Here is a 12,709-nt window from a genome sequence, read left to right on the forward strand (position 1 = left end):
CATCGCAGGAAGTCAATTCCGACAATAAACGCGTCTCCGCGGCGGCATGCGGGGCGTTCTCCGAATTCAAATCCACAAATCCAATAAATGGGAATGGAGACACCATGGAGACATATCTTTCCTGTCGTGTTGCCTGCGGGCTTCCGGGCTCGGGGGGCGGGCATGCTTAAGGCCATCAACAAACTCGGCAAGGGGGCGCGGATGGTCGGCGCGGTGGGGACTTCGTCCCTGCCGGTGGTGATCATCGGTGGCCTGCTCTACGCGGCCTTCTTCGTGAAGGCCGAACCGACCGCCGGCGAACTGAAGATCCGTCCGCTGGAGCGGCGCGATGCCTTCTACGGGGTGGTGGCGCCCGGCGGGGCGACCCTGTGGGCGGCGGGCTCCAACGGCAAGATCGTGCGCAGCGAGGACGGCGGCAAGACCTGGGGCGTGCAGGACAGCCCGGTGGTGTCCCACCTGCAGTCGATCTCCGCGTGGGATGCCAGGCGCGCGGTGGCGGTCGGCAACCGCGGCCTGGTGGTGGTGACGGAGGACGGCGGCAAGACCTGGAAGGAGGTCAAGGTGCCGCATTCGGAGGTCGCCAACAAGCTGCTGCAGGTGCATACCTACGCGGACGGCGTGGCGTGGGCCGTCGGCGAACTGGGGGCGGTGCTGAAGACCGCCGATTACGGTGCCACCTGGACTCGCGCGCTGGACGAGAAGGACCAGGCCTGGAACGACATCGCCTTCATCGGTCAGGCCGGCTGGCTGGTCGGCGAGTTCGGCCAGATCCAGCGGACCACCGACGGTGGGCAGACCTGGACGGCGGTGCAGAGCCCCGTGAAGACCAGCCTGATGTCGGTGAGTTTCCGCGACGCCCAGCACGGTGTGGCAGTGGGGCTGGCCGGCACGGTATTGGTCAGCAACGACGGCGGCGAGAGCTGGAAGGACGTGCCGCCCCTGACCCGCGAGCACCTCAACTGCGTGATCTGGGATGGTGCCGGCTGGGTCGCCGTGGGCGACAAGGGCATCCGCGTGAGCGCCGGCCCCGAGGCCGACGCGTGGAAGGCGGGCCGTATCTCCGACCAGGACCTGTCCTGGCACACCCAGATCGTCAAGGTCGCCGACGACTACGTGCTGGCGGGCGCCAACCTGGCGCTGCTGCACAAAGACGAGTTGCGCATCCTCGGCCGCGACTGACGCTTCCAAACCCAAGACAAGGAAACAGGAATGAAAAACGCGACGTTCAGGGCGCTGGCGCGCCTGATCGATCTGGTCCTGCAGTACCGGGTGATGGTGGTGTCGGCCATCATCGGCTTCACCTGCGTGATGGGCTACCTGGCCGCGCAGATCGAAGTGAAGACGGTCTTCAGCGATCTGCTGCCCCGCAACCATCCCTACGTGGAGGTGAACAACCGCTTCAAGCAGACCTTCGGCGGCTCCAACATGGTCAGCATCATGCTGGAGGTGGAGCAGGGCGATGTGTTCAACATGGCGGTGCTGAAGAAGGTTCAGCAGATCACCCAGGCGCTGCAGAAGGTGGAGGGGGTCGATACCTACCAGATCGCCTCGCTGGCCTCCAAGAAGATGAAGGAGGTCCGTGCCTCCACCGAGGGCATCGAGTCGCGGCCGCTGATGTGGCCCGGCCTGCCCAAGGACGCCGGGGAGATCGCCACGCTGCGCGAGGCGGTGCTCAACAACCCGCTGGTGTATGGGCCCTATGTGTCCATCGACATGCGGGCCACGCTGATCACTGCCGATTTCATCGACGGCGCGGTGGACTACGTGAAGGCCTACAAGCAGATCGAGGAGATCGCCGACGCGGCGCGCGGCGACGGGGTGCTGGTGCGGGTGGTCGGCGAGCCGATCCTGTACGGCCTCGTCAATCACTACCTGGGCGAGACGCTGCAGATCTTCATGGTCACCGTCGGTGCACTGGTGGTCCTGCTGCTGCTCATCACGCGCACCTGGCACGGCACCCTGCTGCCGCTGACTACCGGCCTGGTCAGCGCGATCTGGGCGCTCGGCGCGGCCAAGCTGATGCATTTCCATCTGGACCCGCTGGTCATCGTGGTGGCCTTCCTGATCACCGCGCAGGCCATCTCCAACTCGGTGCAGCTGGTGTCGCGCTTCGATGATGAAGTCGCGGCCGGTGCCACCTCGGCGGGTGCGGCCGCGCGGGCGGCGCTGCTCAACCTGTTCAAGCCGGGCATGCTGGCCATCGTCGCCGACGCCGGTTGCGTGCTGGTGGTGGCGCTGACGCCGATCCCGATGCTGGAGAAGATCTCCTACATCGGCACGGTATGGATCCTGTCCATCATGCTCAGCGCGATGGTGCTGACGCCGGTGCTGTTGTCCTGGTGCGGCGTGCGCAAGCGTTACGCGCACCCGATCAACGTCTATCCGCTGCTGCAGAAGGTCCTCGGCCTGTGTGCGGCCATCGTCACCTCGAAGCTGCGCTTCGCGGTGGTGATCGGTGCGACGCTGGCGTTCGTGGTGTCCGGCCTGTACGCCTTCAAGCTGAAGGTCGGCGATGCCAATCCGGGTTCGCCGATCCTGTGGCCGGATTCCACCTATAACAAGGACGCGACGGCGATCAACCAGAAGTTCCAGGGTTCCGACCGCATGTTCGTGGTGGTGGAAGGCAAGAAGGAGGGCGCACTGAAGGAGCCGAGCGTGCTGGAGGGCATGGAGCGCTTCCAGAAGTACATGGAGGCCCAGCCCGAGGTCGGTGGCAGCATCTCGCTGGCCGACATCCTGCCGGCGGTGAAGCGGGTCGTGCGTGAAGGCAATGCGCGCTACCAGGAGCTCGGCGGCAGCGCCGACGAGAACGGCGAGCTGGTCTACATGTTCGTCTCCGGTGCCGACCCCGGCGACATGGACCGCTTCGCCGACCCGCAGGCCAAGAACGGCGCGGTGACCCTGTTCTTCCGCGACCACCAGGGCGAGACGATCCGTACCGCCATCGCCCGCGTGAAGGAGTACGTGGCGGCCCACAAGCTGCAGGACGCGGAGTTTCTGCTCGCCGGCGGCCTGGTCGGGGTGCTGGCGGCGGTCAATGAGGTGATCCTCGCCGGGCAGATCGAGTCCATCGCTTTTGCCCTGCTGGTGCTGGTGGCGTGCTGCATGTTCACCTACCGCTCCACGGTGGCCGGCATGTTCTTCATGGTGCCGGTGCTGCTGTCCAACACGCTGACCTTCAGCTACATGGCCTGGAAGGGCATCGGCATGAACATCAACACCTTGCCGGTGGTAGCGCTGGGCATCGGCCTCGGCGTCGATTACAGCTTCTACATCGTCGATGGCATCCGTGAGGAGCTGCACCACCACAAGGACGTGGGCCGCGCCATCGTCAAATCCATCTCCACCTCCGGCAAGGGCGTGCTGATCACCGCGCTGACGCTGGTCACCAGCGTCGTGCTGTGGAGCTTCTCGTCCCTGCGTCTGCAGGCCGACATGGGCGTGCTGATCGCCATCTGGCTGTTCATCTCGGCGGCCTCGGCGCTGTTCCTGATGCCGGCGATGGTCTATGTCTTCCGGCCAGAGTTCATCGTCGGCTCCAAGCGCCATCCCATCGAGCAGGCCGTCGCGGCCGAGCCGATCCAGGCCGTCTGATTTTCCCGTCGTACCCGTCTCCATCCCCCGGCGCAGCCGCGCCAGGGGGCGGGGCAAGTCTTGTCCACAACAACAGAAGCGGAGGTGACACATGAAGGCAAACAGAAGGCTGGCGCTCGCCGTCAGCGCAGCCCTCGGCCTGGGCGCGGCGTATCTGCCGGCCCATGCCGAGGACGCTGCGGCGGCCGACCAGGACGGCAACTATTTCCACATCGGCGGCTATGTGCGCGGCTGGGCGGCGTTCAACCTGCAGGACATCCCGGAAACCAAGGGCAACGACAAGGGCAAGCTGTCGATGCTGCGCGGCTCCCTGCTGCTCGACGCGGATGCGGCTACCGGGCCGATCAAGTGGAAGGCGGTGGCGCGGGTGGATCGGGAGGCGATGACCCCCTACCTGCGCGACCTGGAGGAGCTGCGCAAGATCAACGGTACCACCGGCGGCGACCATTCGAGCATCCTCGACAACTACAACAACGGCGACCTGCGCGAGTTCTGGGGCGAGTTCAAGGCCGGCGAGCGGGCCACCTTCCGCATCGGCAAGCAGCAGATCGTGTGGGGCGAGTCGGACTTCTTCCACGCGATGGACGTGGTGCATGGCTACGACATGAGCTGGCGCCTGTTCTTCGAAGGGGAGAACGAGGAGTGGCGCAAGCCCCTGTGGCTGGCCAGCGTGAAGCTCGACGTGCCGGAGGCCGCCGGCCAGATCCACGCCTACCTGCGGCCAGGCCTGGACCGCTGCAAGGACATCGGCAACACCTACGACATCCGCGGCGGACGCTGGTTCTTCCAGCCCTACCGGGGCTTCGACCTGTCGGCGGTGACCAACAACGACTGCAAGCACCCGGAAGGCAACAAGGATGACTGGACCGGAGGTATCCGCTGGTCCGGCGAGGCGGGCTCGCTCAACTACTCGCTGGCCTACGTGAAGACCTTCGCCGCCGACCCGGTGGCCAACTCCGTGTATGCGCCGTGGAAGAAGGTGCCGACCGGCCCGCTGTTCGACCTGATCCATCCCAAGATCGACGTCTACGGCGCGACCATCAGCGGCTACTCGGCGACCTTCGACACCGTTTTCAGCGCGGAAGTCGCCTACACCAAGGACCAGCCCTTCAACGTCGGGACCGGCGCGCTTACCGATCCGACCCTCGGCGCGGCGGCCGGCCTGGGCCTGGGCGGCATCAAGCTGAAGGACACGGTGACGACGATGCTGCGGGCCGACAAGAACCTGCACTTCGAGAACCTGCTGGGCACCAACCGGCCGTCCTTCTCGTCGGTGCAGCTCTTTGACACCTGGATCCGCGACCACAGGGATTCGGAAGATCTGGTCCGCCTGTTCGCCTACGGGGCGCCGCTCACCGAGCACAACACCATCCTGACCGCTTTCACGGTGCTCAACTACAAGGGCGACACCATCAACCCGGGCATCGCTGTCGGCGTCGACGTCAGCCATGGCGGCGGTTTCGTGATTCCCAGCGTCGATCTGGTGCTTGGCGACAAATGGCGTGCCAAGGCCGAGGCCGACATCTTCTGGACGTCCGGCCACACCAGCAAGGCCCTGTTCGACCCCAATCCCGGCGTGCAGTTGTTTGGCTACTTCGCCAACAACAGCCAGCTCACCTTCCGTTTGACCCGTCAGTTCTAAGTTCCACAGAGGAGACAAAACGATGAACGCAACAACAAAAGTGAATCCGGCGCGCCGCAAGTTCGCCTGTCAGGCCCTGGTCATCGGCCTCGGCGCCAGCTTCGTCGGCCTCGCGCAGGCCGGCGAACTGCAGCCCGGTTTCGTCATCACCAAGGACAACTACGACAAGATCAAGAACGAAACCTTCGAAGGCAAGACCATCGCCAGCATGGTGCCGGACAAGCTCGAAACGATGATCAAGAAGCACGGCCTGACCATCAAGCTGGCCCACTCGAAAAAGATCGAGATGGACGCGAAGTACGTCAATGCCACCAAGGACAACGTCAAGAGCGTCAAGTTCGACCCGGCCACCCGCACCATGAGCGGCTGGAAGTCGGGCATGCCCTTCCCGCCGGAAACCATCAAGCTCGACGATCCGACCGCCGGCGACAAGGTGATCTGGAACCTGCGCGCCGCCACCTACGGCGCGACGATGGACCTGCGCGACATCTCCTTCGTGTTCATCAGCGGCGCTACCGGCGTCGAGCGCGTGCAGCGCTGGCAGTCCCGCCGCTACTACATGGAAGGCCGCCTGGACGGCGGGCCTGTGAGCGAAGGCGACGGCAGCATTGCGCAGAAGACCTACCTGTTCGCCACCAGCCCGCAGGACATCCGGGGGCTTGGCACCTTCTCGGTCCGTTACAACGACCCGACCTCCGCCAAGCCCGATGACACCTGGGCCTATCTCAAGTCGGTGCGGCGTACCCGCCGGCTGTCCGGCGGCGCATGGATGGATCCGATTGGCGGCACCGACCAGCTCTACGACGACTGGGACATCTGGGATGCCTTCCCGACCAAGTACCGCGCCAACAAGCTGGTCGGCAAGCGCTGGGTGCTGGCCGTCGCCCACAGCCCGCTGGTCAGCGTGGATGCCAGCAAGCGCGACACGCCGGAGGAGTTTCCGTCCGTCGGCCTGACCGAGGCGCCGTACTACTTCCCGGCCAAGCACATCGAGTGGGAACCCCGAGAGGTGTATGTGGTGGAGGGCACGCCGCCGCCGGAGCACCCCTACAGCAAGAAGGTGGTGTACATGGAGGTGAACTTCCCGCGCCCCTATCTGGGCGAGATGTATGACCAGAAGGGCGAGTTCTGGAAGTTCATGATCTTCCAGAACCGCCCGGACACTGGCGACGACGGCTACAAGGCGGTAATGCCGGTGGTCGGCCACGTCATCGACGTGAAGCGCAACCACTCGACCACCTGGTCTTCCAACATGAAGGCCAACCCGAAGGGCGTGAAGGAGAACGACGTCTCTCTCAGCAAGCTCGAGGAAGTGGCGACCGGCGGCAAGTAAGCCGCTTCCGTCCCTGTCTGCTCTTGCGGAACCGGCCCCTCGTCCGGCTCCGCAGGAGTTTTTGTTGGCGCACTGCAAAATAAAATTTGACGTACTGCGATTACTTGTCTATTATTCGGCCTCTCCAGACGCGGGGTGGAGCAGTCTGGCAGCTCGTCGGGCTCATAACCCGAAGGTCGCAGGTTCAAATCCTGCCCCCGCAACCAGATTCAACAAAAAGCCCAAGCATTCGTGCTTGGGCTTTTTGCTTTTGTTCGGCGGTTTCCTCCATCGCGGGCCAGCCTACGACCGAAACGACAAGCCTTGTCGTACCTAAGCCGTATCCTGTCGCCATCGGATGCACGAGGAGTGGCGGATGGACTGGTTTGAACGTCTGACAGGATTCAAGGAGCAGGATTTCGCCCGAACCCAGGCGCAGCTGGAACTCGATGGCCAGCGGCTACGGTCGCGGATCAATGGCCGCAGCTATGGCATTGGAGAGCTGGAGCTGGTGCCGCTGGAAACGCTGCGTCAGCGCATCGTTCCGGATGCCGGCGGGGCAGGGCGCCTGCAATTGCGCGTCGTCGAGGGCGATGTGCGGCAACTGCATCAGGCGCCGGAACTGGCGGGTGCGCTGTTTCAGGTCGCGTCCCAGTTCAACCTGCTCGAGATGACCGGCCCAGGAGTCACGCCCGAAGACGGGGTGACCCGCTATGCCGGCGATCTTACCCAGGGGCCGGCCTGTGCGATGGCTGCGGGGGCGGCGACGATCTACCGCAACTACTTCGTGCCGGTTGGCGAACAGATCGGCCAGCGCCACCACCGTCAACTCGATGGCTTGGCTGATCTGGGCGTAGAGCTCGCGGTGCGGACCGGTCTCTCGCGAGAAAACTTGTGGACCATGCAGAACGGCTATGCCCTGTGTTCGCGGGAAGGCCTGGCTGCCATTTCCAGGCATCTTGCCAGCCTCGACGACGGGCGGCGCGATGCGCTGCGCGGGTTGCTACGCATCGGCGTCCATCGTGACGTGGAGGTGACGGACGTGGACCGGCCAGCCCCGCATATGGTGTCGCAGGCTTTCTGTGCCGCGCTGCCGGTCGCCTATGGTCGGGCTGTGCCAAAGGCGTGTTGGGCGGATTTCGCCACGCTGGTGCTCGAGGCCGCCTATGAAGCGACGCTGTGGGCCGCGGTCGCCAATGCGCAGCGGGGCGCGTCAAACGTGGTTCTGCTGACCCGGCTTGGCGGCGGGGCATTCGGCAATGAGGGCGCCTGGATCTACGCGGCGATGAGGTGCGCGCTCCAGCGGGTCAGGGATTACGAACTGGATGTGCGGTTGGTGAGCTTTAACCGGCCGACACAGGAGATGCTGCAACTGCAGTCCGAATTCGGCTGAAGCGAGCCGGTCCTTGGGCATCCGTGCGGGAGGGCAACGCGTTGGCCCGGTACGGCCCCATTCAAGTCACACCTCTCGATGAACAGGAGATCAATCCATGTCGTCTGCTAAAAAAGTTCCCTTGCCTGCAGATCTCGCCGATTTGTTCTACGTGAACGAGTCCCGGTTCGCCGCCAGCGACGAGGAGGCGTTCCTGAATCTGTATGAGCTTGAAACACCGCCCGAGGAGATTATCGACGAGAAAATGCGCGCCGCGTATGTGGTTTTCCTGAAGAAGCGCGACTACGAGCTCTAGAGGCGGCCCACCCCGGCAGGGGCGGGCTCGGATGAAGCTCAGAACTTGAAGACGAAACCGGTCTGGATGCCGTCGATGCGCTGGCCGGTGCGGTCGGTGCCGGAGAAGGTCTTGGTCAGGCCGGCCGAACCAGCCGGGCCCCAGTTGCCGTTCTGCTGGTTGTCGACGGAGTCGAGCAGGGCGTAGAGCATCACGTTGCTGTTGAGATCGTAATAGCTGGCGAGGGCCCAGCCCTTGGAACCCTTGGACTGGCCGGTGGTGTCCTTGATGGTGCCCCACAGGCCGCCGACGCGCCATTGGGGCGTGATGCGGTAGTCGGCGGACAGCTGGTAGATCTCGTAGAAGATGTCCAGGCCGGTGCCGGTCTGGCCCGCGTTGAGGGAGCCGCTGGTGCTGCCGGTCGGGTTGTTGCCGACGATGTTGCCGCCGACGTTGCTCAGCGCACCGCTGCCATTGCCGTTGGCGCCACCGTTGTTGGAGCGCACGAAAGCAGCGTAGATCTTGCCGCGGCCATAGTCGTAGTTGGCGTAGAAGCTGTGGTACTCGGCGTTCTTCTTCACCGTGCCCTTGTAGTCGGGGCGGCCCTCGATGCCGGCGTAGCCGATACGGAACGGGCCGTAGAGGTAGTCCAGGGCGAACTGATAGACAGCCATGTTGCTGGGGCTGACGTTGCTGGTGGTGGTGGCGGTGCCGGCCACCGGGTTGGCGCCGGCGAAGGCGTAGTGTGCCTCGGCCAGCAGGCCGTTCCAGCGCGGCGAGATCCACGACAGGTCGCCGTCGTAGCGCGACGGCACGCCGAAGTTGTTGACCACCGAGCCCAGCGTGCGCGAAGTAAGGTCGAAGTAGTCGCCGCGGGCGAAGATCGCGGTGTTCTGGCGGCCGAGGCGGAAATCGCCGTAGGGCGTCTGCACGCCGGCCCAGGCCTGGCGGTCGAACAGGCGGCCGCTGGTGGTCAGGCCGGTGCTGCTGGCGTTGGCGGTGTCGGCGGCGCTGCCGTTGGTGAGGTTGAAGCCCTGTTCGAGCTGGAACTTGGCCACATAGTCGGGGCTGATCGCCCGGTCGCCCTTGAAGCCGATGCGGCTACGCAGGGCGGCGCCGTCCTGGGCCGAGGCGATGGTGGCACCGGAACTGCTCTTCATGTAGTTCAGGTATTCGTCGAGGTTGCCGTACAGCGTGACGACACCGCCGCCCACATTGAGGCTCAACGGGCTCTGCGCAGTGCCGACGGTCACGTTGGTGGCAGCTGCGCTGCCCGCCGGCACGCTGGCCGGGACGACCGTCTTCACGGTGGCGGCCTGCTTCTGGTTGTCCTCCATCTTCTCGATGCGGGACTGCAGGGCCTGCAGCTGGGCCTTGAGGTCTTCGAGCTCACCGGCGACCGCGATGCGGGGGCCGGCAAGGGTGGTGATGCCGGCGAGCAGCAGCAGGGCGGGCAGGGTCTTTTGTCGAATCATGGACGTCTCCTCTGTCTTTATGGTGCCGGCTGTGGGGCCGGCTCGTGGATGTCCCGGCTGGCGCAACGTGGCGCCGGGCCGGGGTGGTGCTGACTTGTGGCGGAGAGCCGCCGCCCCTCCCCGAGGCGTGCGGCGCTCCCGGGGCTTATTTCTTGTCGTTCCAGTCGGCGCTGTTGGCGGCGTCGTTGCCAGCCACCGAATAGATGACCTTGGTGTTGCGGGTCTTCATGAAGTCCTCGAGGGCCTCGCCGCGCATCGCCGCGTAGATGTGCAGGTTGGAGGTGCCGACGACCGCGCCGAGCTTCTCCAGCATGAAGAAGATCACCCCGTAGTGGATCAGGCCGCGCCAGTCACGGCGGCGCACCAGGTCCTTCTCCTCCTCGGTGAGGCCGGCCTCGGTGAAGGAGGCTTCGGGATCGGCGAGGAAGCGTTCCCGGTTGGCGGGGGCGATCATCCCGTGGAGGTACTTGTTGAGACGGTAGGCCTTCAGGCTGGTGGCGTGGGTGAACGGGTAGGTGCCGGTGAGCTGGTCAGCGCCGGCCAGCTGCACGCCCATGCGCGCCCGGTGGCGTTCCTGGGCGCCGCCCGGTGCCTCGATGGATTCGTTCTCCAGCACGAGAGTCCCGATGCCGGTCATCGACGGCAGGTAGAAGGAGCTGTGCACCTTCTTCACGCAGGCCGACAGGGCACCGCGCATGATCAGCCACATGATGATCTCGGCGCCTTCGAGGCCGCCGAGGGTGGCGTATTCGGCGTGGGTCATCTCCGCCAGGCTGGCCGGATCGCGGGTGATGTGGTCGAGGAACTGCTGGTCCCATTCCGGGTTGTTGAAGCCGGCGCGCTCGCCGTGCACCTGGTGGGACAGGCCGCCGGTGGCGACCACCGCCACGCGCAGGTCTTCCGGATAGCTCTCGATGGCCCGGCGCAGGGCTTGGCCGAGCTTGTAGCAGCGGGCCGCAGTGGGGATCGGGAACTGCAGCACGCCGACCTGCAGCGGCACGATGGTGGTCGGCCACTGGTCGCCGTCCCGTTCGAGCAGCACCGACATCGGCGAGAAGAAACCGTGGTCGAGGGGCTTGTCCTGGAAGAAGGACATGTCGAACTCGTCGTTGACCAGGCTTACCGCGATGTGTTGCGCCAGCGCCGGGTGGCCGGGCACGGCCGGCAGGTCACGCGCGCCGCCGCCTTCGTCGGCGACCGAGTAGGACTCGTCGATGCCGAGCGCGAAGGCCGAGTAGTGATCGAAGAAGAACGAGGTGACATGGTCATTGAAGATATAGACCAGTACGTCGGGTTTGCTCTTCTTGAACCATTCGCGGATGGGCTCGAAGCTTTCGAAGATCGGCGCCCACGCCGGATCGTCCTGCTTGTTGGTGTCGTAGGCGAAGCCGATGGTCGGCGTGTGGGAGACGGCGATGCCGCCGATGATACGGGCCATGATGCGTGCTCCGGTTACTGGGGAGAATGAGGGGCGGTGGGTCAGAGGGCAATGCTCGCCGCCGCGCGGCGGCTGAGCAGGATCGAGGCGGCGGCGATCGAGGCGGGCACTGCCAGCGCCATGAAGATGCCTTCGAAGCCCCAGCCCTGGCTGAGCAGGAAACCGCCGATGGACGAGCCGAGGATGCTGCCGAGGCGGCCGACGCCGAGCATCCAGCTGACGCCGGTGGCACGGGCGACGGTGGGGTAGCAGCCCGGTGCGAAGGCGTTGAGGCCGGTTTGCGCACCGCTCAGGAAGAAGCCGACGACGCCGACCAGCAGGGCGATCCACGCGGAGGTCACGCCGTTGGCGCCGAGGGCGATCAACGCGAAGCCGCCGAACAGGTAGGCCGCGGAGATCACGCGGTTGGGGCGCAGGCGGTCCATCGTCAGGCCGACCAGGATCGCGCCGGCGGTGCCGCCGAGCTGGAACACCGCGGTGACCTGGGCTGCGCGTTCGATGGTTGCGCCGGCGTCCTTCATCATGGTGGGCAGCCAGCTGGTGGTGAGGTAGATGACCAGCAGGCCCATGAAGTAGGTCACCCACAGGCAGAAGGTGCGCAGCGCGTAGCCGGAGCTGAACAGCACGGCGATCGGCTGCTTGTTGACCGGGGCGCCCTCGGGGGACGTGAACTCGCGGTAGCCGTCCAGCTTGGTGCCGCAGACCCGGCCGAGTACGTGGCCGATGCGTTCCGCCGCGTAGCCCTTGACGGCCATGAAGCGCGCCGATTCGGGCAGGAAGAAGTACAGGAAGGGCAGCAGGGCCAGCGGCAGGGCGCCGCCGAAGACGAGCACCGACTTCCAGCCGTAGACCGGGATGAGGCCGGCCGCGATGAAGCCGATCAGCGCCGAGCCGAGGTTGAAGCCGGTGAACATCGTCGCGACGATGACCGAGCGGGAACGCTCCGGTACGTATTCGGTGAGCAGTGTGGTGGTGTTGGGCATTGCCGCGCCCAGGCCCAGACCGGTCAGCAGGCGCATCAGCGCCATCTCTTCAGGCGTGTTGGTGTAGGCGGTCAGCACCGTACAGATGCCGAAGCCGGTGACCGAGGCGAGCAGTACGCGGCGCCGGCCGAACCAGTCGGACGAGGAGCCGGCGACCAGTGCGCCGATGGCCAGGCCGATCGGCGCGGCGCCCATCACGAGCCCGAAGGCCGGCTTGGAAACGTGCCAGTCGGCGAGGATGGAGGGTGCCACGAAACCCATGATCGCGACGTCCATGCCGTCCACTGCAACGATCAGGAAGCACAGGACCACCAGGATCCACTGGTTGATGGATAGGTCGCGCTCGTTGATGAAGGCGCGGATGTCCAGCGTGGTTGATGTATTCATCGATATAGCTCCGTCGTAAGCCCGGATCCGGGGACCCGGGGTGCTGCTTCTTGGCGAACCGGGGCGTGACAACTCCCCCGGCCGGAACAGGGGTTCAGGCCGGGTTATGCGGAAACGCTCTATACAGACGGGAGATTCAGGGAGGCGCAGCCGCGCGGGTGGCGGCTGCATTGCCGTGGAAAGCAGTCATCGATATCTCCTCGCACCAGTT

The 12,709-nt window shown here is 65.3% G+C and carries 9 protein-coding genes and 1 tRNA gene; 7 read left to right on the forward strand and 3 right to left on the reverse strand.

What is annotated here, in order from left to right; all coding sequences use genetic code 11:
- Window positions 1–162 precede the first annotated feature (162 nt).
- From AC3QL2_RS16365 to AC3QL2_RS16395, 7 genes are all read left to right on the forward strand, one after another.
- The gene (locus tag AC3QL2_RS16365) at window positions 163–1,179 is read left to right on the forward strand and encodes a WD40/YVTN/BNR-like repeat-containing protein (RefSeq protein ID WP_493231589.1); all 1,017 of its coding nucleotides are present in this window, start codon (window positions 163–165) and stop codon (window positions 1,177–1,179) included.
- Window positions 1,180–1,209: 30 nt separating this feature from the next.
- A complete protein-coding gene (locus tag AC3QL2_RS16370) occupies window positions 1,210–3,594 on the forward strand; it encodes an efflux RND transporter permease subunit (RefSeq protein ID WP_493231590.1) in 2,385 nt (794 codons plus the stop codon).
- A 91-nt stretch (window positions 3,595–3,685) separates the two neighbouring features.
- Window positions 3,686–5,236 (forward strand): DUF1302 family protein, encoded by a 1,551-nt coding sequence (locus AC3QL2_RS16375; protein ID WP_493231592.1) that lies wholly within the window; start codon window positions 3,686–3,688, stop codon window positions 5,234–5,236.
- A gap of 22 nt (window positions 5,237–5,258) precedes the next feature.
- Window positions 5,259–6,569, forward strand: coding sequence for a DUF1329 domain-containing protein (locus tag AC3QL2_RS16380; protein WP_493231594.1), 1,311 nt, complete (start codon window positions 5,259–5,261; stop codon window positions 6,567–6,569).
- Window positions 6,570–6,698: 129 nt separating this feature from the next.
- Window positions 6,699–6,775: transfer RNA gene (locus AC3QL2_RS16385), tRNA-Met, on the forward strand.
- A gap of 149 nt (window positions 6,776–6,924) precedes the next feature.
- Window positions 6,925–7,941: a hypothetical protein gene (locus AC3QL2_RS16390; protein WP_493231596.1), complete on the forward strand. Its 1,017-nt coding sequence runs from the start codon at window positions 6,925–6,927 to the stop codon at window positions 7,939–7,941.
- A 97-nt stretch (window positions 7,942–8,038) separates the two neighbouring features.
- Window positions 8,039–8,236 carry a hypothetical protein gene (locus AC3QL2_RS16395; RefSeq protein ID WP_493231597.1) on the forward strand — a complete coding sequence of 66 codons (198 nt, stop codon included), beginning with the start codon at window positions 8,039–8,041 and terminating at the stop codon, window positions 8,234–8,236.
- 38 nt (window positions 8,237–8,274) lie between these two features.
- Here AC3QL2_RS16395 and AC3QL2_RS16400 read toward each other — a convergent pair whose 3' ends face one another.
- The 3 genes from AC3QL2_RS16400 to AC3QL2_RS16410 form a co-directional block, all read right to left on the reverse strand.
- Window positions 8,275–9,690 carry a porin gene (locus tag AC3QL2_RS16400; protein ID WP_493240269.1) on the reverse strand — a complete coding sequence of 472 codons (1,416 nt, stop codon included), beginning with the start codon at window positions 9,688–9,690 and terminating at the stop codon, window positions 8,275–8,277.
- Window positions 9,691–9,835: 145 nt separating this feature from the next.
- Complete coding sequence (locus AC3QL2_RS16405; protein WP_493236323.1) at window positions 9,836–11,128, reverse strand: gallate dioxygenase; 1,293 nt, start codon at window positions 11,126–11,128, stop codon at window positions 9,836–9,838.
- A 41-nt stretch (window positions 11,129–11,169) separates the two neighbouring features.
- Window positions 11,170–12,498: an MFS transporter gene (locus tag AC3QL2_RS16410; protein WP_493236321.1), complete on the reverse strand. Its 1,329-nt coding sequence runs from the start codon at window positions 12,496–12,498 to the stop codon at window positions 11,170–11,172.
- Window positions 12,499–12,709: the final 211 nt, after the last annotated feature.

The organism is Zoogloea sp. GW822-FHT05C07, assembly GCF_058800215.1.

Coding starts and splice junctions, on each gene's coding strand:
- AC3QL2_RS16370 (WP_493231590.1), top strand. CDS start 1,210: ATGAAAAACGCGACGTTCAGGGCGCTGGCGCGCCTGATCGATCTGGTC.
- AC3QL2_RS16375 (WP_493231592.1), top strand. CDS start 3,686: ATGAAGGCAAACAGAAGGCTGGCGCTCGCCGTCAGCGCAGCCCTCGGC.
- AC3QL2_RS16400 (WP_493240269.1), bottom strand. CDS start 9,690: ATGATTCGACAAAAGACCCTGCCCGCCCTGCTGCTGCTCGCCGGCATC.
- AC3QL2_RS16390 (WP_493231596.1), top strand. CDS start 6,925: ATGGACTGGTTTGAACGTCTGACAGGATTCAAGGAGCAGGATTTCGCC.
- AC3QL2_RS16395 (WP_493231597.1), top strand. CDS start 8,039: ATGTCGTCTGCTAAAAAAGTTCCCTTGCCTGCAGATCTCGCCGATTTG.
- AC3QL2_RS16405 (WP_493236323.1), bottom strand. CDS start 11,128: ATGGCCCGTATCATCGGCGGCATCGCCGTCTCCCACACGCCGACCATC.
- AC3QL2_RS16380 (WP_493231594.1), top strand. CDS start 5,259: ATGAACGCAACAACAAAAGTGAATCCGGCGCGCCGCAAGTTCGCCTGT.
- AC3QL2_RS16365 (WP_493231589.1), top strand. CDS start 163: ATGCTTAAGGCCATCAACAAACTCGGCAAGGGGGCGCGGATGGTCGGC.
- AC3QL2_RS16410 (WP_493236321.1), bottom strand. CDS start 12,498: ATGAATACATCAACCACGCTGGACATCCGCGCCTTCATCAACGAGCGC.